Consider the following 20,006-nt stretch of genomic DNA (forward strand, 5'->3'; position numbering starts at 1 on the left):
TTTTGGCGACTATTGCTGGGGATAGTCGAGGACCACTTTCCATCGGCCATTCTGCACTTGCGAGACGCGCGACACGGACGCGCCCAGGTGCTTGGTCGGCGAGAAGGTCTGCTTCGGACTGCCGAAGATATCCGGCGGGATCGTGAGCGACTCCATGGCTTTCACAAAGCTGTCCGTGGTCAGGTTGGGCCCTGCCTTCTGCAAGGCTGCGATGAATCGGTCGATCGATAGGTAGCCGATGGCGGCGTACAAGGTCGGCTCGGTGCCAAACTGGGTCCTGTACTTGTTGGCCCAGAAGCGGACTGGCTGGGACTCGGCGTCGACATAAGGAATCTCCGCGTGCATCTCAGCGTACAGCCCATCGACGGCCTTGCCCCCGAGCTTCGGAACCAGCTCGCTGTAGGCCGCGGATGCCCCAAACAAGACCGGATTGAAGTCAAGCTTGCGCATCTCGGTGACAGCGCCGACCGTTTCGCGAATCAGCGTGCCCAGGACGACAAAGTCGCAACCGGCACCTTTGAGGCGGCCGACCTGGGACGAGAAGTCCGTGGCACCTCTCTTGTAGGAGGTTCGCTCGTGCAATTCAACACCGATGCCCTTGAGTCCCGCCTCGGCGCCGCGTAGCGCCTCCAGACCGTATTCGTCGTCCTGCACCAGCGAGCATGCCTTGGTCGCCTTGGTTGCCTGATACAGCCGAGGGGTACTGTTCTTCATGTTCTCGTAAGACGGCGAACCGTAGGCGAATTTCAGTTTGTGCAGCGGCTCGTACATCTCGCGCGCCAGAGACAAGGGCATGAAGCTGATCACGTTCTTATCGACGATCAACGGCATGGCAGCGATGGCGGACGCGCTGCCCATGAGCCCGACCATCGCGAAGATCTTGTCTTGCGTGACCAGCTTCTGGGTGGCGAGAACGGTCTTCTTCGGGTCGTAGCCGTTGTCCTCGACGAGCAACTTGATCCTGCGGCCGTGAACGCCGCCCTGCTCGTTCAACTCGGTCACGCGCAGGCGCGCGCCGTTCACGTAATCCTTGCCCCAGGCCGCAATAGGGCCGGACAGGTCGGTGGCAGTGCCGATCACGACCTCATCGCGGCTGACGCCCTGCTGCTGCGCGGCCGCAGGCGCGACGGTGAGCCCCATGGTGATGATGGCGAGGAGGGCGCCGAGGTTGCTGGATCTCATCGTGTTTCCTTTCGAGTCGGTGTGGGCTGCCGTTGTGTTGTCACTGGTACATGGCTTCGATCTGCTCGGCGTACTTCTGGTGAATCAGCTTGCGCTTGAGCTTCATCGTGGGGGTGAGTTCCTCGTCCTCGGCCGAGAGCTGCGTCTCGAAGAGAAAGAATTTCTTGATCTGCTCGACCCGGGCGAACTTTGCGTTGACCTTCGCGACTTCCGCCTCGACGAGCGCTCGCACCTGCGGCGCGCGGGTGAGGCTCGAATAGTTGGAGAACGGGATGTCGTGGTCCTGCGCGAATTTCTCCACGTTCTCCTGCTCGATCATGATGATCGCGCAGAGATAGGGACGGCGGTCCCCGATCACCACTGCGTCTGTGACGTAGGGTGAGAACTTGAGCTCGTTCTCCCATTCGCTGGGCGTGATGTTCTTTCCTCCGGCGGTGATGATGATGTCCTTCATCCGGTCCGTGATGGAGAAGAAGCCATCGTTGTCTACCGTGCCGACGTCGCCGGTGTGCAGCCACCCGCTGGCGTCGATCGTCTCGGCTGTCTTTTCCGGCTGATTCAGGTAACCCATGAAGACGTTCTGACCGCGCACGAGGAGTTCGCCAGTCGCGGGATCCACCCGCACATCGTTGTAAGGCCGGGCCTGGCCAATCGAGCCGAGCCGGATGCATTGTGGCGGCATGCTGGTGGAGATGCCGCCCGTTTCCGTCTGGCCCCAGGCCTCCAGCATCGGAATACCCAGGGCCAGGTACCACCGGATCAGGTCCGGGGAGATGGGGGCGGCCCCGGTGACAAGGAAGCGGCAGCGATGGATGCCGATGAAACGGCGCACGTTGTTCAATGCGGCGATTCCCGCCAGCCAGTAACGCAAGCGCAATACGGGACCGACAGGCTCGCCCCGCAGCGCAGCGTCGACGACTTGCTGTCCAACACCGATGGCCCACGCATACAGCACCTGTTGTACAAGCCCTGCTTCCTTGACCGCGATCGTGACCGCCGAGTAGAACTTCTCCCACATGCGCGGCACTCCGCCGAAGACCGTCGGTGCGATCTCGCGCACGTTCTCCGGCACCGTCTCCGGATTCTCGACAAAATTCATGCGGGTGCCCGTGTACAGCGCCGCATAGAGCCCGGTCACTCTCTCGGCCACGTGGCACAGAGGCAGGAAGCACATGCGTTCGTCGCGCTCATCCTGCGGCAGGAACTCGTTCTGCCCGCGTATTACTGTGAGCAGCCCGGCGTGGGAGTGCATCGCGCCTTTAGGCTTTCCTGTGGTGCCCGACGTGTAGATCAGGATCGCGAGGTCTGCCGGCTGTCGCAGCCCGCACAGGCGCTCGAACTTCCCCGGGTTCGAGCGATCGTGCTCTTCGCCCAGCTTCCGCAGATCGTCGAGCGTCACAACCATCGGATCGGAAAACTGCGCGAGTCCCTTGGGATCGATCAGTATGATCTTCGCCAACTGCGGAAGGCGATCGCGGACGGCCAGCGCCTTGTCGAGTTGTTCCTCGTCTTCGACCACCAGCACCTTGGTGGCGGAGTCCTCGCACAGGTATTGGACCTGGGAGGCGGCGTCGGTGGGGTAAATGCCGCTGGAGACCGCGCCGACGCTCAGCACGGCGAGGTCACACCAGACCCATTCCACACGGGTGTTTGACAGGATGGAAACGCAGTCGCCGGGCTGCACTCCCAGGGCCGCGTAACCCATTGTCAGCTGCCGCACCGTGGTGCCGATCTCGCGCCAGGTCCACCCCCGCCAAATGCCGAATTCCTTCTGGCGCATCAGCACGCCGTCGCCTCGCTCGGCAACGCCATTCCAGAACATGGCGTGCAGGGTGTCGCCCTTCATGCCGGGACGCGTTGTCCGTCCAAGATTGTCCTGCTTCCAGAGTCGGGTGCTGCTCATTGGATCCTCATCGCCACGTTTTCTTTTTCTTCCAGCGCCGCTCACCGCGGACGCCGGCTTCCTTCATACCCAGGTAGAACTCCTTGATGTCTTCCTTCTCGCGAAGACGCGCGCAGGTGTCTTCCATCACGATGCGGCCGTTCTCGAGCACATAACCGTAGTCCGATGCGTTGAGTGCCATATTGGCGTTCTGCTCAACCAACAAGATGGTGGTGCCGCGCTCGCGATTGATCCGCACGACGATTTCGAAGATGTCCTTGGTGAGCTTGGGGGAGAGGCCCAAGCTGGGTTCGTCCAGCAAGATGAGATCGGGCGCTCCCATGATGGCACGCGAGATCGCCAGCATCTGCTGCTGGCCGCCCGAGAGAAGCCCCGCGTCCTGCGTCGAGCGGTCCCTCAGGATCGGGAAGTACCCGTACACCGCTTCGACATCGCGGGCCACGCCATCGCGATCCTTGCGGGTGTAGGCGCCCATCAGCAGGTTGTCGCGCACAGAGAGGAGCGGAAATACCTCACGGCCCTCCGGCACATGCGCCAACCCCATCTGCACGATGCGCGCAGGATCGTTGGCGGCGATGCTCGCGCCTTTGAACTCGATGCTGCCTTTGCGTGGATCGATGATGCCGGAAATCGTCTTCAGGATCGTGGTCTTGCCGGCACCGTTGGAGCCGAGTACGGTCGCGATCTCGCCTTGACGCACCTGCAGGCTGACACCGCGAATCGCCTTGATCGGGCCATAGGCCGACTCGACGTTCAACAGCCTGAGGACGGGCGTGTCGTGGACGGGCGGTGGATTGGTCGTCATGCCGCGACCCTTCTAAGCGAACTCACGTCGTCGACCGACCCCAGATAAGCTTCGATCACATCGGGGTTCGCTTGCACTTCGGCCGGCGATCCCAGCGCCAGCACCTCGCCCTGGTTCATGGCCAATACGCGATCCGAAACCTTGGATACGAGGCTCATGTCGTGTTCAACCATCAGAACCGTGACTCCGAGATCACGCTGGATGTCCTGGATCCAAAATGCCATGTCGTCGGTCTCCTCTACGTTGAGTCCCGAGGAGGGTTCATCCAGCAACAGCAGCTTGGGCTCGGCGCAGAGCGCGCGCGCCAGCTCGACGACCTTGCGCACGCCGTAGGGCAGGCCGGCAACAAGCTGGTCCCGGTAATGCTGCAGATCCAGCAGATCGATGACTTCCTCCACTTTGCGGCGGGTGCTGCGTTCCGCGGCGCGCACGGAAGGAAGAAACAGCATTTCAGCCCAGGCGCTCGTGCGCCTGTGCACGTGCCGGCCGATCAACAGGTTTTGCAGCACGGTGGCGTGTTCGAACAACTCGATGTTCTGGAAGGTGCGTGCGATTCCCATGACGGCGACTTGCGCCGGTGCCACCTCAGCCAAGTCGTGCCCCTCGAAACGCAGGATGCCGGCGGTCGGATCGTAGATGCGGCTGATCAGGTTGAACACGGTGGTCTTGCCGGCACCATTCGGGCCGATCAGCGTGAACACTTCGCCGCGACGCACGTCGAAGCTCACCTTGTTCACGGCAAGCACACCGCCGAATCGCACCGTGAGATCGCGGGCCGAGAGCATGATGCCGGACGAATGCGTCATCTGATTCATTTCACGCGGTCCGACTTCTGGAACGTCTTCTGCCGCTTGAACATGCCGCGGCGATAAAACGGATAGAGCTCCAGCCAGGCGCGAACCTTCAGCCAGCGACCGTACAGTCCCATCGGTTCGAGCATCACGAAAGCGATCAGCAGCACCCCGTAGACGACGCTTTGCAGTCCGGGGGCCTGACCAATCGCCGTTGGCAGCGCGTCCTTGCCAAGGGAGATCAGCTGCGGCATCGCGATCAGGAAAATCGCACCCAGAAACGCGCCATGGATGGAGCCGATTCCGCCCACCACCACCATCAGCAGCAGGTCGATTGACTGGACAATGCTGAACTGCTCCGGCGAGATGTATTGCATCTTCTGGGCGTAGAGCGCACCGCCCAAGCCCGCCAGCGCCGCCGAGATGGCGAACGACAGGGACTTGTACCGCGCCAAGGTGATGCCCATGCTCTGGGCCGAGATCTCCGAGTCGCGGATCGCGACGAAGGCGCGTCCCGTTGGCGCGCGCAGCAGGTTCGCGACCAGCAGCGTTGCGGCGGTGGCGCAGGCCAGGCAGAGCAGGTAGAAGCCGACGGAGTCGGCGAGCTTCCAGTCGCCGATCGCCGGTGCGACCACCGAACGTCCGGCGTTGCCGCCGGTCACCGACTCCCAACGGGCCAGGACTTCTTCCACAATGAAACCGAAGGCGAGCGTCGCGATGCCGAGGTAGAGGCCTTTCACGCGCAACGCTGGCAAGCCCACAACAACGCCGACGATGGCTGACAGCGCCACCGAAGTGGCCATGGCGACCGGAAAGGGCCAGCCGCGGGCAGCGAGGTAGGCGTCCGTGTACGCGCCCACGCCCATGAACGCGGCATGGCCGATCGAAAACTGGCCCGTGTAACCAGCCAGCAGCATCAGCCCAACGCCAACCGTTGCGTAGATGCAAATGAAGGTTAGCTGGGCCAACCAGTATTCGGGCAGCACCCATGGCGCGAGCAACAAGGCAACGAACAGGGCGCCATACCAGAGGCGCTGTCGATTGTCTTTGCCCAGGTCGAGGTCCTGGTCATAGGCGGTCTTGAAGATGAATCGCACGGTTTCAGACTTTCTTGCGCACGCGCTCGCCGAACAGGCCGGTGGGCTTGACGGCCAGCATGACCAACACCACGACGTAGGGCAAAGCGTCCTTGAAGCCCTCAGGCAGGAAGAAGCCGGATAGCGCTTCGACGATGCCGATGATCAGTCCGCCGACGATGGCACCTGGCAGGCTGCTGAAGCCGCCGATGATCGCGGCGGGAAATGCCTTCAAACCGATGAAGCCCATGTTCGCGTGCACGAAAGTGAACGGGGCCAGCAAGATGCCCGCCACAGTGGCGACCGCAGCCGCCAAGGCCCACACAAGTCCGTTGAGTCGCTGGACCGGGATGCCCATGTAATAGGCCGCCAACTGATTCTGCGAGGACGCTTGCATGGCGATGCCCACGCGCGTGAACCGGAACGCCAGCCACAGCAACATGCAGAGCACCGCCGTCGAGCCGATGATGGCGATCTGCTCGGCCACCAACACCACGCCGCCAACAGCGAACACCGCGCCCTTGTACGGGACGGCCAGCGCATGAGTTTCGGTACCTATGCCGGGCAGCATAGTGACGCCCCCGCGCGCGATATAGCCGAGTCCGAAGGTGAGCATCACGATCGAGAGGGCCGGCTGCCCCAGCACAGGACGGATCACGACGCGCTCGATGGCCAACCCGACAGCAGCCATGCCGGCCAGGGCCAGCAGCGAAGCGGCCCAGAACGGCAAGCCGAACAGCCCGATGCCGGCGAGCGCGAAGAACGCGCCCAGCATCATCAGTTCACCCTGTGCGAAATTGACGGTCTCGGTCGCTTTGTAAATGAGCACGAAACCCAGCGCGACGAGGCCGTACACACAGCCCTGTGCGATACCGGCCATGATGATCTGCAATAGCAGCAACTTGTGTCTCCTGTTTATGGAGGCCAGCTTAAAGATCGCATGCCGGGTGGCAATCGTCGGATGCGACGAACTGGCGTTTTTACTGGCCTTGGAAGGCGGGCGAGCGTTTTTGCATGAATGCCTGCACGGCTTCCTGGTGGTCCGCGGTCCCGGCGGCATGGATCTGCTGGATGGCCTCGTATTCGAGCAACTCGGCGAAGCCCTGGGTCTGCGCGGCCAGCAGGTTGCGCTTGATGCTGGCTTGCGCAAGCCACGGTCCCCGGGCGAAGCGTTCGGCCCAAGCGCGCGTGTCCGAGGCAAGGGCTGCGTCATCGACGACGCACGTGGCCAGGCCAATGCGCTCTGCCGTCGCGGCATCGACGGCGTCGCCCGTGAGGAGCAGGTCCCGCGCGCGGGACTCTCCCACCAGGCGCGGCAATTGCCAGCTGAGGCCGAAGTCTGTGCTGAGGCCGATCTTCACGAACGCAGCGCCGAACTTCGCCGAACGCGCAACGATCCGGAAGTCGCAGCACACGGCCAAGCCAAGGCCTGCACCCATGGCGGCTCCCTGGATGCAGGCAATCGTCACCTTCGGGCATTGCGCCAGGGCAAGGGGTACCCGATGGGCGGCGCGTATCCAGTCCAATCTCTGTTGGGGCGAGCGCGCATCCGAAGTCCCCATCGCCTTCACATCGCCGCCGGCGCAGAAGGCTCGCCCGGCTCCGCCGACGACGATCGCCCCGATGGACGGATCCTTGCCGAGCCGATCGATAGCCTCCCGCAAGGCGTCGATCATCGGATCGGAGAGCGCGTTCAGGCTGTCCGGCCGGTTGAGGGTGAGCGTGGCGACGCCGCCTTCACTTGATTCGATGAGATCAGGCATGTCTTTGCCTCAGGCCGCGGGTGTGAAGTACGGGCGCATGCGGCCTTCTGCGTCAGGTGCGAAGGTGACCTGCACGCGCAGTCCGACGCGGACCTCCGACGGCGCGCACCCCGTGATGTTCGTGAGCATCATCGGTCCTTCTTCCAGCCGCACGTAAGCCACCACGTAGGGCGGCTCGGCGCGGTTGGCGACGCTGAAGCTGTACACCTCGGCGCGGCCGCTCGCCTGCACCCAATCGGTTTGTTCGGCAAAGCACAGCGGGCAGTGGCTGCGTGGCGGATAGTGGCTGCGGCCGCAGGTCCCGCAGTGCTTCAGCAGCAGGCGTTCCTGTGCCGCGGCGTCCCAGTAGGCTTGCGTTTCGGGCGTGGGCATGTCAGATTCTTTCGAGGATCAGGGTGGCGGCCTCGTGCAACTGGCCGAGAGAGCCGCCGGTGCCATGGGCCAGCACCAGGCCGCAGTTCGGGACTTGCACCTTGGGATGCGCTTCGCCGCGCGCCTGGCGCACCGCTTCCATGACCTTGGTGATGCCGCCGCGGTTGCCGGGGTGATTGCTGCACAGGCCGCCGCCGTCGGTATTGAAGGGCAAGCGCCCGACGCCGGAGATCAGGCCGCCGTCGGCGACGAATTTGCCCCCTTCCCCGCGCTCGCAGAAGCCGAGATCTTCCAGTTGCATGAGCACGGTGATCGTGAAGCTGTCATAAAGCGACACATACTGGATGTCGGATGCCTTCACGGCGGCTTCGTCGAACGCGGTGGCGCCGGATACAGCCCCTGCCGAGCTGGCGAGGTCGAACCAGCCGCCGTTCATGATCTTCACGGCCTCGCCCGCTCCACGCACCCGGATCATCGGCCGCTTGAGTTCTCGCGCGATGTCGGGGTGGACCACCACGATGGCGCCGCCGCCATCGCTGATGACGCAACAGTCGAGCCGATGCAGCGGGTCGGCCACCATGGGGGAGGCCAGCACCTCTTCCACTGTCACGACCTTGGGAAGCATGGCATGCGGATTGTGCTGGGCATGGTGCGAGGCCGCCACCTTGATCCAGGCCAGCTGTTCCGACGTGGTGCCATGATCGTGCATATGGCGCCGCGCCACCATGCCATAGCTCTGTGCCAGGTGACAGCCGTAGACAACGTCGAAATCATCTTCATGCGTTTCCGGATCGACCGGCATTGCCGGGCTCACCCCCGCCGCGCGCGGCCGGCCGCAGGACGTGATGAGTGCGACCCGGCATTTGCCTTCGGCGATAGCCTGGGCAGCGTGGCCAACATGGAGGATGGGCGCTGAGCCGCCGGACTCCGTGGTATCGGTGTGGCGCAGCTTCAGGCCCATGTAGTTGGCCAGCGTCAGTGCGCCGAAGCCGGGCACGCTGCCGTCGCAGAAGAACCCGTCGACGTCCTCCTTGGCCAAGCCCGCGTCAGCCAGCGCGCCGCGCGCCACGTCGGCGTGGAGTTGAGCGAGCGTTTTATCCCGCGCCAGCCGGGTTGGGTGTTCGTAAATGCCGGCGATGAATGCCTTGCCACGGATGCTCATGGGCGACTGCTTTATTCGAAGTAAAGAAAGATGGACTCGGCGATCAGTGCCGGCTTGGACTGCCCTTCGACTTCGATGCTTGTCTCGAGCACGCACTTGAAGCCACCGTTGGCGGGTTCTACCGACTTGAACAGCACGCTGGCGCGGATGCGCGAGCCGGAGGGGACGGCGTTGAGGAAGCGCAAACGATCCGAGCCGTAGTTCAGGATGCGCGTGGCCTCGCGCACCTCGTAGAGGGCCGGCAAGAGCCGGCCCACCAGCGACAACAAGAGGAAGCCGTGCGCGATGGTTTTGCCACCGGGCATTTCCTTCGCGGCGCGCACGGTATCCACGTGGATCCATTGCCGGTCGCCAGTCAGCTCGGCGAACGCGTCGATCATGCCCTGGCCGACCGTGAGCCAATCGCCCGCGCCGACGCTGCGGCCCACCATGCCGGGGAGCAGTGAGGGTTTCTCGATAACCAACATGATGTTTCCTTCAGGCGGCCACGGGGGCGGTGATGCGGGCGAAGCGCTGTTGCTGGTGGTCCGCGTTGCCAAACAGCGTGTCCAGCATCAGCAGGCGCTTCATGTAGTGGCCGATGGCCAGCTCGTCGGTCATGCCCATGCCGCCGTGCAACTGGATGGCCTGGTGGCCGATCCAGCGCCCGGCCCGGCCGCTTTGAAACTTGGCAGCAGCGGCCGCGCGGGGCAGGGATGCCGCGTCGCGCTCCGCAGTGAGGACCGCGTGCAAGGCGAGCGAGCGGCTGCATTCGAGTTGCACCTGCATGTCGACCACGCGGTGGCGCAGAACCTGAAAGCTGGCCAGCGGCTGGCCGAACTGCTTGCGCTGATGCAGATACTCGGTGGTCAGCGCGATGGCGGTGCGCATGGCCCCCACGGCCTCGCAAGCCATGACGGCCATCGCTTGATCGACCACGCGCTCGACCGCGGGCAAGGCGGCTTCCGCGTCGCCCAGAACCGCTTGAGCCGGGGCGCCGTCGAAGCGCAAATGGGCGCCGGGTCGTTTGTCGATCATCGGAAAGCGCTGCAAGGTCACCCCGGTTGCGCCACGCTTGATCAGGAACAGGCCGAGTCCACCGGCGTCGCGCTGGCTGCCGGCGCAACGTGCCAACACGATCAGCAGGTCGGCATCTGGTGCGTCCCACACGCTGATCTTCTCGCCGGTGATGCGCCAGCCCGAGGCCGTGCGCTCGGCGCGAGTGTGCACGTCCTCCAGGGCGAAGCGCGATCCCGCCTCGGCCTGTGCGAATGCCAGCCGCAGCCGCCCCTGCGCAATGGCTGGCAAATACTCCGCCTGCTGCTGCGCACTGCCTGCCGCCTGGATCAAGCCGGCGCCCAGTACCACGGTCGACAGGAAAGGCTCGAGCACGAGGGCGCTGCCGAACGCTTCGGCCATCGCACCGGCATCCGCCGTGCCGCCGCCGAGCCCGCCATGGGCCTCCGGAAGCGCAGCCGCCAGCCACCCCATCTCGGCAAATTGCTTCCAGTACGCGGGCGAGCCGGCGCGCTCGCCGCGGGCTTGCACCCGCCAAGCCTCATGCGGATACTCTCCGGCCAGCCAGGTCTGGATGCTCTCTTGCAGCAGGTGCTGGTCTTCGTTGAATTCGAGTTTCACCCGCTGCTCCTCAAGTGCGGAAGGCCAGCTTGGCCAGGATGTTGTGCTGGGTCTCACTCGAACCGGCGAAGATCGTCGAGGCGCGACGATAGAAGTAATCCGCCACGCGGCCAAGCGCGTAATCGGGGGCGCCGACCGTCTGAGGGGTGCCATCGGCAGCGATGTCATAGGGCATCCCGGAGGGGCCCAAGGCCTCGACCGTGAGTTCGGTGAGCAACTGACCCACTTCGGAGCCGCGCAGCTTCAGCATGCTGGCGCTCGCCATCAGGTCGCCTTCGCGTTGCTCATCGAGCAGCAGGCGCAGGTTCGCCAGTTCCAGTGCGTCGAGCTCGATCTGAGCGCCCGCGATGCGCAGGGCAAAGTGCGGATCCTCGATCAGGGATTTCCCGTTCGACTGCGTCGTGGCGGCAATTTCCCGCAGCAGCGTCATGCGCCGCTTGGAGCGGCTCACCTCGGGCGTGAGCGACCGCTCGTGGCCAAGCAGGAACTTGGCGTAGGTCCACCCCTTGTTCTCCTCGCCGATGCGGTTGGCTTGCGGAACGCGCACGTCGTCGAAGAACACCTCGTTGACGGTGTGCGCATCGTCGATGGTGATGATGGGCCGCACGGTGACGCCCGGTGTCTTCATGTCGATCAGCAGAAAGGAAATGCCCTGCTGCTGGCGCGCATTGGTGTCGGTGCGAACCAGGCAGAAGATCCAGTCTGCCTTGTGGGCATCGGTCGTCCAGATCTTGCTGCCGTTCACGATGTAGTCGGCACCCTCCGGCTCGGCCCGGGTCCTCACTCCCGCGAGGTCGGAACCCGCGCCCGGCTCCGAGTAGCCCTGGCACCAGTGCTCCGTCATCGCCAGGATCCCGGGCAGAAATCGCTGCTTCTGCTCCGGGGTGCCGAATGTATAGATCACCGGGCCCACCATGCTCAGGCCAAATGGGGGCAGCAGCGGCGCGTCGACCTTCGCGCATTCGTCCTCGAAGATATAGCGCTGCATCAGGCTCCAGCCCGTGCCGCCGTACTCCTTGGGCCAGCTGGGCGCGCCCCATCCGTGCGCGTGCAGGATCGCGTGCCAGGCGATCTCGGCCTCCTTGGTCAGATGCGGGCTCCTGCGCTGCGCGCGCGCCAGCTCCGGCGTCAGGTTGACGCGCAGGAACTCTCGCACTTCCTCGCGGAAGGCGCGGTCTGCGGGCGAAAGATACGAATCGATCACGCCGTGACGCCCGGAATCTTGACGCCGACGCTCGCGAGGCGGGCCGGCCACTCGGCGAAGATGCCCGGAGGAGGCGGATTCGCGGTCGAAAGGTCGTTGATCTGTTGCACGGCGCCGGCGAACATGTCCACTGTGACCGGCTTGCGCGGGTCGAACTGGACGCCCTTCGTTTCGAAGACTTGCACCCGACCGAAGCCACCGGCGGCGGCGCTGATCGTGTGGGCGGTGAACTCGCAGCTTTCGCTGGCCATGTAGACCACCGCGGGGGAGACCTTGCTGGGGTGCATCATCTCCTCGATCTCCCCGGGGAAAGCACCCAGGCCCCCCGTCATCCGCGTGGTGGCGCTGGGGCTGACGGCGTTGACACGGATGTTGGCCTTGGCGCCTTCCACAGCCAGCACGTTCATGAGGCCCAGCACGGCCATCTTTGCCGTGCCGTAGTTGGATTGGCCGAAGTTGCCGTGGGTGCCGGCGACGGATGTCGTCATCACGATGCGGCCGTATTTCTGCTCCATCATCAGCGGCCAGGCGGCCTTGGTGCAGTAGAGGGTGCCGAGCAGGTGCACGGCCAGAACCGCCTCGAAGTCCTCGAGCGGCATCTTGAGGAAGGTCTTGTCGCGCAGGATGCCGGCGTTGTTGATCAGGGCGTCCACTCGGCCGAAATGCTCGACCGCCGTGTTGATGAGACGCTGCGCGCCTTCGCGCGAAGCGATCGAGTCGTAGTTCGCCACAGCCTGTCCGCCGGCAGCATGGATTTCAGCCACGACCTTGTCGGCTGCGGAGTTGTCGCCGCCCACGCCATTGACGCTCCCACCCGGGTCGTTGACGACAACTTTCGCGCCTTCACGCGCGAGCAGCAATGCGTGCTCGCGCCCCAACCCGCTGCCGGCGCCGGTCACGACGGCAACCCGATCCTTCATCCGCATCGCAATCTCCTTCTGTGAATGTTCGATTCGGCAGAGGATCGCGGAAGCGCTGGACGGCGACTATCGTCGCATCCGACGAACTTTTCAGGCTGGGGCCATTGGCCAATGCCGCCACGCTGAAAATCATCAGTTGTGACGATGTCGCGACGTGGCGCACCCCTTCAAGAATTGGCTCGCTGGATGTTGATCAAATACAAGGAGACTCAGCTTGCTGTCCTATCAAGTCATCGTCGCGCGGCTTGCGCGGTATTCATCACTGTCCCTGTTCGCACTGCTACTGAGCGCCGGATCGATGGCGATGGCGCAGCAACAAGGCGTCTCCAAGGGTGAACTGCTGCTCGGCACGCTTCAGGACTTGTCAGGTCCGCTGGCGGGGTTCGGCAAGGAGCAGCTCAACGGCATGAAGTTGCGTGTCTCGGAGATCAATGAGCAAGGCGGCGTGCATGGCCGCAAACTGACCTTGTTGGTCGAGGATCACGGCTACGACCCCAAGAGGGCGGTTCTCGCGGCCCAGAAACTGGTCGACCAGGACAAGATATTCATGATGGTCGGCAGCATCGGCACTTCGACCAACCTTGCTGCCATGCCGGTGCTATTCGCAAAGAACATCATCAACTTCATGCCGACCTCGAGCGCCAGGGAGATGTACGACCCGCCGACCAAGCTGAAGTGGGCGTTCGCGCCATCCTATTTCGAGGGTGCCAGGCAGACCATTCCGTTCCTGTACAGGGACAAGCGCGCGACGAAAGCCTGTACCTTGCACCAGGACGACGAGTTTGGGCAGGAGATCGTTCGCGGCGCTGAGGCCGGTTTGAAGGAAATCGGCGTCGAGATCTCGGAGAAGACGACATACAAGCGCGGCGCAACGGATTTCTCTTCGCAAGCCGCTCGCTTGAAGTCGGCGGATTGCGATTTCGTGATTCTCGGTACGGCCATCCGCGAGACCATAGGCGCGATCGCGGAGATGCGGAAGCTGAATTTCCATCCGACCACGATCGGCTCGACGGCGACGTACACGACGATCATCCCCAGGCTGGGAGGCAAGGCGATGGACGGCTTCTTTGCCGGCATGTTCGTGCAGCATCCCTACCTGGACGACACGTCCCCGGCGATTCGCTTCTGGGCGGCCAAATACCAGACCGCGTTCGGCATGGAACCCACGGTGCTGTCGGTTTACGGCTATGCCATCGTGGACCGGCTCGTCGCCGCATTGCAGAAGACGGGTGCGAACCTGACAACCGACAGCTTTGCCAGGACGATGGAGTCATTTTCAGCGCCGGAAGATATGTTCGGCACTCCGGCGATGACGTTCAGCAAGACGATGCACCTGGGAACGGAAAGGGTCCTGCTGGCGCAGCTTCAGGACGGTCGGTGGAAAACCGTTCCGCTCTCTCGAGTCAAAGCACCCTGAGCGCGGACGAAATCATGCCAAGAGCAATCTTTATCGAACACAACGGACGGCGCATCGAGGCCGAGGTCCCCGTCGGAACCAACTTGATGCGCGCTGCGGGCGACCATGGTGTCAGCGGCATCCTCGGGGATTGCGGGGGCGTGGCGGTCTGTGCCACTTGCCACGTCTTCGTCGAATCCTCGTACCTCGAGTTACTGCCTCCCGTCTCCGAGCAGGAAGAGCAGATGCTCGATTTCACTGCGGCACCGAGGGCGAACAACAGCCGGCTGAGCTGTCAGACGGTGATGACGGACCAACTTGACGGGCTCACCGTCAGGGTCGCTCATCCCCAAGCCTGATCAGCAGCGGCTGTCGCGGCCTCCGATGCCGGAGATTTGAACGCAATGAGGCGCAGGCAAGTTCTGGCCGCGTCGTGTCCCCCGCTCTGGATGCTGTCATCGTGCCCGGCAGGAGGCGCATCCGCCGAGAACGATCTGAAGCACCTGGACGGCGATCTGACGCCGATGGGTGCGCTGCGTGTGGGAAACCGTGAGGGCAGCATCCCATCGTGGGATGGCGGCCTGTCCGCACCGCCATTCGGCTTGGACGTGGCTCAGGGCCTTTCTGACCCTTTCGCCGGTGAACGACCGCTTTACGCGATTGACGGCGCCAACGTCGCAGCGTACCTCGACAAACTGCCGCAGGGGCAGCTGGAGATGCTCAAGCGATACCCCAGCCTGCGGCTTTTCGTCTATCCGAGTCACCGAACGGCCGCCTATCCGGCGCGGGCATATGCACACATTCGCGGCGAGGCACGCGATGCCGTCCTCGCCGAGGGCGGCAACGGAGTCGTCGGAATTCGCCGCTCCACGGTGCCGTTCCCGTTGCCTGCGAGCGGCTTGGAAGCCCTATGGAATCACTTGTTTCGCTGGCGCGGCGGCAGCGTGCAGCGAAGCAGCGACACTTTCCCGGTGCTGGCCAACGGCGCATTCACGCCAATCAGGGTCGAGGAATGGATCGCCTGGGCAGCGGCGATGGAACGGCCGGAGCCGAACCGGCTCGTGTACTTCCTGGGTGTAGTGAAATCCCCGCCCGCGTTGGCCGGGCTCGGCCTGCTGGCCATCGACCCGATGGACCAGACGCGCGAGGCGCGGCTTGCATGGACCTACAACCCGGGGCAGCGCCGCGTACTGCGCGCACCGTCGCTGGGCTATGACAGCCCGGCCGATGGTGCGGACGGCCTGAGCACCATCGACGATTTCGATGGATTCAATGGCGCGCCGGATCGGTATGAATGGCAGCTGCTTGGCAAGCGCGAGATGCTGATCTCCTACAACAACTACCGATTGACGAGCAAGAAGTTGCGCCATGCAGATTTGATCCGGCCGCTCCACTTGAATCCAGAATACCTTCGGTACGAGCTTCATCGCGTGTGGGTGGTCGAAGCAAAGCTCAGACCCGGTGCGAGTCATGTCTACGCGCGGCGCGTGTTCTATCTGGACGAAGACACTTGGCAGATCGCGCACGTGGACAAGTTCGACGGCCGTGGACAGCTCTGGCGCGTGCAGGAAGGCCATGCCGTGCAGTTCTATGACGCGCCCGCGCCTTGGTACGCCGCCCAGGTTTCCCATGACCTGGAGTCTCGACGATATCTGGTGAGTGGCCTCACGAATGAGGCACCGCCCATGCGCTTCGGTGTGAGCCTCGAACCCAACTTTTTCACGTCGGATTCGCTGCGCCGCCTCACGCGCTGACCGCGCAAGGATCATCAAAATCATCATTACTGACGATCGGCGCCGGCGGCCGTCATCAATAGAGTGGATGTTCGCTGCGCGTGCTGGCAATGGATAGCGCGCAGATACCGATCACAGGAGACTCAATGAAGATTCAAGCAGCCGTCGTGCGGGCACCCATGGCGCCATTTTCAATTGAGCCACTCGAGCTCGACGGGCCGCGAGCCGACGAGGTCCTCGTTCGCATCACGGGTGTCGGCTTGTGCCACACGGACCTTGTCGCTCAGGCGGGTGCGTTTCCGATGTCGCTTCCCGCGGTGTTCGGCCATGAGGGCGCGGGCATTGTTGAGCGGGTGGGCAGCGGCGTGACGAAGGTCAAGCCGGGCGACCGTGTTGCCATGACCTTCTTGTCCTGCGGGCACTGTCCCAGTTGCGACGAGCACGCGCCGGCCTATTGCCACACGATGCCGATGCTGAACTACCTTGGCGCGCGTGCCGACGGTTCGAAGACGCTAAGGGAGGCCGCCTCGAATAATGCTGTTTCCGGCACTTTCTTCGGCCAATCGTCGTTTGCGTCCTACGCGCTCGCCTATGAACGCAACCTGGTGAAGGTGCCTGAGGGCGTGCCGTTGGAGATCGCAGGCACGCTTGGCTGCGGTGTTCAGACGGGTGCGGGCGCCGTCATGCGCTCGATGGGCTGCAAGCCGGGTTCGTCAATCGTCGTGCTCGGCGGTGGCGCGGTCGGTCTGAGTGCGGTCATGGCGGCGGTGCTGCAGGGCTGCAAGCAAATCGTCGTGGTCGAACCGCACGCGGTGCGGCGCGAGCTCGCAATGAGTCTGGGTGCGACCCACACGATCGATCCCAAGGCCGCAGATGTCGCGCAGGCCGTACGCGCGATCGTGCCGGCTGGCACGGACTACGCGTTCGACACCACCGGACTGCCGGCGGTGGTGGAGTCAGTGGTGAGTTTCCTTGCGCCGCGCGGCACCTTTGGCTTTGTCGGCGTGCCGCCCTTGGCGGCAATGGACCTCAAGCTGCCCGGCACCCTCACCGGCGCCATGCAGGCGGGCTTCACCTTTCGCGGAATCATCGAAGGCGACAGCGATCCCGATGTCTTCATCCCGCAATTGATGGCGCTGTACCTGGAAGGCCGCTTCCCTTTCGACAAGCTGGTCAAGACCTATCCGCTGGCCGACATCAACCAGGCGGTGAGCGACCAGCACGAAGGCCTGTGTGTCAAACCGGTTTTGCTCCCCTGAACAAACCCGGATTTATTGGAAGCGGCAATGACGATTCTTGACTCTCAATTCACGATGACCATCGGCGGCCAAAGCGTTGCCGGGGCAAGGGTGATGCCGGTGATCGACCCGGCCACCGAGGACGTCGTCGCACAGGCGCCCGACTGTTCGGCGGTGCAATTGGACCAGGCCGTGGCCGCGGCGCGCCATGCTTTCGGTGCCTGGCGCGCGCTCTCGGTCCAGCAGCGGCGCGAACATCTGGCGACGCTGCCCGTCGTGTTGCAGCAGCACATTGAACCTTTGGCGCAGCTGCTGAGCCGCGAACAGGGCAAGCCGCTTGTCGATGCGCGATACGAGCTCGGCGCCTGCGTGCATTGGCTGCAAGCGCAAGCCGGTCTGGATCTGCCGGTGGTGGTGACCGAGAACAGCGCCGAGCGTCGCAGCGAGACGCGGCGCGTTCCGTTGGGCGTGGTGGCCGCGCTGTCGCCGTGGAACTTCCCGGTGCTGCTCGCCTATTGGAAAGTGTTGCCCGCGCTGCTGGCGGGCAACACTGTGCTGCTGAAGCCCTCGCCGTACACGCCACTCACGGTGCTGAAGATTGGCGAGCTGGCGCGTGAGTTGCTGCCGCCGGGTGTGCTGAACGTCATTTCGGGTGGCGACGCGCTCGGCCCCCTGGTGACCGCGCATCCGGACATCGACAAGGTTTCGTTTACCGGTTCCACCGAGACCGGCCGCCGCGTGATGGAAAGCGCGTCCGCCACGCTCAAGCGGGTGACGCTCGAACTCGGCGGCAACGATCCGGCGATCGTGCTGCCCGACGTCGATGTCAAGACCGTTGCGCAGCAGCTGTTCTGGTCGTCCTTCATCAACAACGGGCAGACGTGCATCGCGATCAAACGAATCTACGTACACCGCGATATCTATGCCGCCATGGCAAATGCCATGGTTGACATCGCACGTTCGGTGAAGGTCGGCAACGGATTGGAGGAGGGCACCCAGCTCGGGCCGGTTCAAAACCGCAAGCAGTTCGAGCGGCTGCTCAGCCTGCTTGATGACGCGCGAGCGCAGGGCCTGCGTTTCCTGACCGGCGGGGAGGCGCCCAAGGGCAAAGGCTATTTCGTGCCGCCGACCCTCGTGGACAACCCCCCGGACGATGCCCGCATCGTTCGCGAAGAAGTGTTCGGGCCGGTGCGCTCTCTGCTCAAGTTCAACGATCTCGACGAAGCCGTTACGAGGGCGAACAACTCTCCCTATGCATTGGGCGCATCGGTCTGGTCGGCGGATGTGGCCAAGGCCCAGGCGGTGGCCGAGCGGCTGGAGGCCGGCACGGTGTGGATCAACGAAGCGGGTTACCTGAGTCCGGCCACGGCCTTCGCCGGTCACAAGCAGTCCGGCATCGGCACGGAGAACGGCGTCGAGGGCCTGCTCGAATATACCGCTGCGCAAACAATGGTGGTCCGCAAGTCCACCGGTACCGGGGCCTGAGGTCCTGTCATTAGCAACACAGGAGACAACAACGATGTCGAACACATTGCCCGCATCGATGACGGAGACTGACCTACCCCCGTATATCGCACAAACCCTGGTGGACCCGAAGGCGCATGCCGACCCGGAGAGGATCCATGCGGTCTATACATGGGCGCGTGGCATCAATCCGCTCGGGATTGCACGCATCGAGGGATTCGATCCGTTTTGGGTCGTTACCAAGCACGCTGACATCACTCACGTCGGCCGCGACAACCAGACGTTTCGCAACAGCGATCGATCGGCCCTCGTCTTCCCGAAAGCCACGGTCGACCAGTTCATCGCGATGACGGGAAAGCCCAATCCCACCGACACGCTCGTCAATCTGGACGAGCCCCAGCATCGTAAGCTACGGGGCATCACCCAGGAGTGGTTCACGCCGAACAGCATCTTGAAGCTGGAAAGCCGTATCCGTGAAATCGCCAAGGCTTCCGTCGACAAGATGCACGCCAAGGGAGGTGAATGCGACTTCGTTGCCGACGTCGCGCTCCACTACCCGCTCCATGTGGTGATGGACATCCTCGGTGTGCCGCCGGAGGACGAGCCGCTGATGCTCAAGCTGACGCAGGAAATCTTTTCCCCACAGGACCCGGAGTTGAGCCGCGACCAGGCCGCCGCGATCGATCCGGTCGCTCGAGCGAACCAGTTGGGCGCGGTGATTGCCGACTTCGAACGGTACTTTGCCGCCATCACGGCGGACCGCTTGAAGAACCCGCGCAATGATATTGCGACCTTGCTGGCTAACGCCGAGATCGATGGCGCACCGCTTTCCGATGGGGTGCGTTCGAGCTACTACCTGATCATCGCGACGGCAGGCCACGACACCACCTCGTCCTCCACGGCCACCGCGATGTGGGCCCTGGCGCAGTACCCCGAACTGCTACCGCGGCTCAAGGCCGAGCCGGCATTGATCCCCGGATTGGTAGAGGAAGCCATCCGCTGGGGAACGCCCGTGCGCCACTTCATGCGCACGGCGACGGCGGATACCGAACTGAGAGGCCGCAAGATCGCCAAGGGTGACTGGCTGATGCTGTGCTATGCCTCCGGCAACCGCGACGAGGACGTATTCGATCGGCCTTTCGATTTCCTGATCGATCGAAAACCCAATCGTCATATCGCGTTCGGCTACGGTGCCCACGTCTGCCTGGGCCAACATTTGGCCCGGATGGAAATGCGGCGCCTGTTCGAGGAACTGATTCCAAGACTGGAATCGGTGGAGCTCACTAGCCCGATCGTGCTGACCGCGTCCAACTTCGTCAACGGGCCGAAGCGGTTGCCGATTCGCTTTCGCATGTCCTGACGCAAGACACGGGCAAATCG

General features: G+C 63.6%; 19 protein-coding genes. 6 read left to right on the top strand and 13 right to left on the bottom strand.

What is annotated here, in order from left to right; all coding sequences use genetic code 11:
- Window positions 1-9: 9 nt before the first annotated feature.
- The 13 genes from AC1DNF_RS00360 to AC1DNF_RS00420 all read right to left on the bottom strand — a co-directional run bounded on the left by AC1DNF_RS00360 (window position 10) and on the right by AC1DNF_RS00420 (window position 12,801).
- Window positions 10-1,182: an ABC transporter substrate-binding protein gene (locus AC1DNF_RS00360; protein ID WP_478146541.1), complete on the bottom strand. Its 1,173-nt coding sequence runs from the start codon at window positions 1,180-1,182 to the stop codon at window positions 10-12.
- 40 nt (window positions 1,183-1,222) lie between these two features.
- Window positions 1,223-3,085 (bottom strand): AMP-dependent synthetase/ligase, encoded by a 1,863-nt coding sequence (locus AC1DNF_RS00365; protein ID WP_478146542.1) that lies wholly within the window; start codon window positions 3,083-3,085, stop codon window positions 1,223-1,225.
- Window positions 3,086-3,092: 7 nt separating this feature from the next.
- Window positions 3,093-3,890 carry an ABC transporter ATP-binding protein gene (locus AC1DNF_RS00370; RefSeq protein ID WP_478146543.1) on the bottom strand — a complete coding sequence of 266 codons (798 nt, stop codon included), beginning with the start codon at window positions 3,888-3,890 and terminating at the stop codon, window positions 3,093-3,095.
- Window positions 3,887-4,696, bottom strand: coding sequence for an ABC transporter ATP-binding protein (locus AC1DNF_RS00375; protein ID WP_478146772.1), 810 nt, complete (start codon window positions 4,694-4,696; stop codon window positions 3,887-3,889). The genes AC1DNF_RS00370 and AC1DNF_RS00375 overlap by 4 nt, the downstream gene beginning before the upstream one ends.
- Window positions 4,697-4,701: 5 nt before the next feature.
- Window positions 4,702-5,778 (bottom strand): branched-chain amino acid ABC transporter permease, encoded by a 1,077-nt coding sequence (locus tag AC1DNF_RS00380; RefSeq protein WP_478146544.1) that lies wholly within the window; start codon window positions 5,776-5,778, stop codon window positions 4,702-4,704.
- A gap of 4 nt (window positions 5,779-5,782) precedes the next feature.
- Window positions 5,783-6,637 (bottom strand): branched-chain amino acid ABC transporter permease, encoded by an 855-nt coding sequence (locus AC1DNF_RS00385; RefSeq protein ID WP_478146773.1) that lies wholly within the window; start codon window positions 6,635-6,637, stop codon window positions 5,783-5,785.
- A 100-nt stretch (window positions 6,638-6,737) separates the two neighbouring features.
- Entirely contained in the window at window positions 6,738-7,520 is a 783-nt protein-coding gene (locus AC1DNF_RS00390; RefSeq protein ID WP_478146545.1) for an enoyl-CoA hydratase/isomerase family protein, read from the bottom strand.
- A 9-nt stretch (window positions 7,521-7,529) separates the two neighbouring features.
- Window positions 7,530-7,892, bottom strand: coding sequence for a Zn-ribbon domain-containing OB-fold protein (locus AC1DNF_RS00395; protein WP_478146546.1), 363 nt, complete (start codon window positions 7,890-7,892; stop codon window positions 7,530-7,532).
- 1 nt (window position 7,893) lies between these two features.
- Window positions 7,894-9,054: a thiolase domain-containing protein gene (locus AC1DNF_RS00400; RefSeq protein ID WP_478146774.1), complete on the bottom strand. Its 1,161-nt coding sequence runs from the start codon at window positions 9,052-9,054 to the stop codon at window positions 7,894-7,896.
- A gap of 11 nt (window positions 9,055-9,065) precedes the next feature.
- Window positions 9,066-9,521, bottom strand: coding sequence for a MaoC family dehydratase (locus AC1DNF_RS00405; RefSeq protein WP_478146547.1), 456 nt, complete (start codon window positions 9,519-9,521; stop codon window positions 9,066-9,068).
- A gap of 10 nt (window positions 9,522-9,531) precedes the next feature.
- On the bottom strand, window positions 9,532-10,671 hold the full coding sequence (locus AC1DNF_RS00410; RefSeq protein WP_478146548.1) for an acyl-CoA dehydrogenase family protein: 1,140 nt from the start codon (window positions 10,669-10,671) through the stop codon (window positions 9,532-9,534).
- 10 nt (window positions 10,672-10,681) lie between these two features.
- The gene (locus tag AC1DNF_RS00415; protein ID WP_478146775.1) at window positions 10,682-11,872 is read right to left on the bottom strand and encodes an acyl-CoA dehydrogenase family protein; all 1,191 of its coding nucleotides are present in this window, start codon (window positions 11,870-11,872) and stop codon (window positions 10,682-10,684) included.
- A complete protein-coding gene (locus AC1DNF_RS00420) occupies window positions 11,872-12,801 on the bottom strand; it encodes an SDR family NAD(P)-dependent oxidoreductase (protein WP_478146549.1) in 930 nt (309 codons plus the stop codon). The genes AC1DNF_RS00415 and AC1DNF_RS00420 overlap by 1 nt, the downstream gene beginning before the upstream one ends.
- Before the next feature lie 292 nt (window positions 12,802-13,093).
- Here AC1DNF_RS00420 and AC1DNF_RS00425 point away from each other — a divergent pair, with 292 nt between their 5' ends.
- The 6 genes from AC1DNF_RS00425 to AC1DNF_RS00450 all read left to right on the top strand — a co-directional run bounded on the left by AC1DNF_RS00425 (window position 13,094) and on the right by AC1DNF_RS00450 (window position 19,986).
- The gene (locus AC1DNF_RS00425) at window positions 13,094-14,212 is read left to right on the top strand and encodes an ABC transporter substrate-binding protein (RefSeq protein ID WP_478146776.1); all 1,119 of its coding nucleotides are present in this window, start codon (window positions 13,094-13,096) and stop codon (window positions 14,210-14,212) included.
- Between the two features lie 14 nt (window positions 14,213-14,226).
- On the top strand, window positions 14,227-14,550 hold the full coding sequence (locus tag AC1DNF_RS00430) for a 2Fe-2S iron-sulfur cluster-binding protein (RefSeq protein WP_478146550.1): 324 nt from the start codon (window positions 14,227-14,229) through the stop codon (window positions 14,548-14,550).
- A gap of 45 nt (window positions 14,551-14,595) precedes the next feature.
- Complete coding sequence (locus AC1DNF_RS00435) at window positions 14,596-15,945, top strand: DUF1329 domain-containing protein (protein ID WP_478146551.1); 1,350 nt, start codon at window positions 14,596-14,598, stop codon at window positions 15,943-15,945.
- Window positions 15,946-16,070: 125 nt separating this feature from the next.
- Window positions 16,071-17,183 carry an NAD(P)-dependent alcohol dehydrogenase gene (locus AC1DNF_RS00440; RefSeq protein WP_478146552.1) on the top strand — a complete coding sequence of 371 codons (1,113 nt, stop codon included), beginning with the start codon at window positions 16,071-16,073 and terminating at the stop codon, window positions 17,181-17,183.
- 27 nt (window positions 17,184-17,210) lie between these two features.
- Window positions 17,211-18,647: an aldehyde dehydrogenase family protein gene (locus AC1DNF_RS00445; RefSeq protein ID WP_478146553.1), complete on the top strand. Its 1,437-nt coding sequence runs from the start codon at window positions 17,211-17,213 to the stop codon at window positions 18,645-18,647.
- A 34-nt stretch (window positions 18,648-18,681) separates the two neighbouring features.
- Window positions 18,682-19,986 carry a cytochrome P450 gene (locus AC1DNF_RS00450; protein WP_478146554.1) on the top strand — a complete coding sequence of 435 codons (1,305 nt, stop codon included), beginning with the start codon at window positions 18,682-18,684 and terminating at the stop codon, window positions 19,984-19,986.
- The last annotated feature ends 20 nt before the right edge of the window (window positions 19,987-20,006 follow it).

The organism is Variovorax sp. 01T432 (genome assembly GCF_056398605.1).

What these genes read in the sequence shown, in the direction of transcription:
- AC1DNF_RS00365 (WP_478146542.1), bottom strand. Translation starts at nt 3,085, where the DNA reads ATGAGCAGCACCCGACTCTGGAAGCAGGACAATCTTGGACGGACAACG.
- AC1DNF_RS00425 (WP_478146776.1), top strand. Translation starts at nt 13,094, where the DNA reads ATGGCGATGGCGCAGCAACAAGGCGTCTCCAAGGGTGAACTGCTGCTC.
- AC1DNF_RS00370 (WP_478146543.1), bottom strand. Translation starts at nt 3,890, where the DNA reads ATGACGACCAATCCACCGCCCGTCCACGACACGCCCGTCCTCAGGCTG.
- AC1DNF_RS00430 (WP_478146550.1), top strand. Translation starts at nt 14,227, where the DNA reads ATGCCAAGAGCAATCTTTATCGAACACAACGGACGGCGCATCGAGGCC.
- AC1DNF_RS00390 (WP_478146545.1), bottom strand. Translation starts at nt 7,520, where the DNA reads ATGCCTGATCTCATCGAATCAAGTGAAGGCGGCGTCGCCACGCTCACC.
- AC1DNF_RS00440 (WP_478146552.1), top strand. Translation starts at nt 16,071, where the DNA reads ATGAAGATTCAAGCAGCCGTCGTGCGGGCACCCATGGCGCCATTTTCA.
- AC1DNF_RS00375 (WP_478146772.1), bottom strand. Translation starts at nt 4,696, where the DNA reads ATGACGCATTCGTCCGGCATCATGCTCTCGGCCCGCGATCTCACGGTG.
- AC1DNF_RS00360 (WP_478146541.1), bottom strand. Translation starts at nt 1,182, where the DNA reads ATGAGATCCAGCAACCTCGGCGCCCTCCTCGCCATCATCACCATGGGG.
- AC1DNF_RS00445 (WP_478146553.1), top strand. Translation starts at nt 17,211, where the DNA reads ATGACGATTCTTGACTCTCAATTCACGATGACCATCGGCGGCCAAAGC.
- AC1DNF_RS00400 (WP_478146774.1), bottom strand. Translation starts at nt 9,054, where the DNA reads ATGAGCATCCGTGGCAAGGCATTCATCGCCGGCATTTACGAACACCCA.
- AC1DNF_RS00385 (WP_478146773.1), bottom strand. Translation starts at nt 6,637, where the DNA reads ATGGCCGGTATCGCACAGGGCTGTGTGTACGGCCTCGTCGCGCTGGGT.
- AC1DNF_RS00435 (WP_478146551.1), top strand. Translation starts at nt 14,596, where the DNA reads ATGAGGCGCAGGCAAGTTCTGGCCGCGTCGTGTCCCCCGCTCTGGATG.
- AC1DNF_RS00405 (WP_478146547.1), bottom strand. Translation starts at nt 9,521, where the DNA reads ATGTTGGTTATCGAGAAACCCTCACTGCTCCCCGGCATGGTGGGCCGC.
- AC1DNF_RS00420 (WP_478146549.1), bottom strand. Translation starts at nt 12,801, where the DNA reads ATGCGGATGAAGGATCGGGTTGCCGTCGTGACCGGCGCCGGCAGCGGG.
- AC1DNF_RS00395 (WP_478146546.1), bottom strand. Translation starts at nt 7,892, where the DNA reads ATGCCCACGCCCGAAACGCAAGCCTACTGGGACGCCGCGGCACAGGAA.
- AC1DNF_RS00450 (WP_478146554.1), top strand. Translation starts at nt 18,682, where the DNA reads ATGTCGAACACATTGCCCGCATCGATGACGGAGACTGACCTACCCCCG.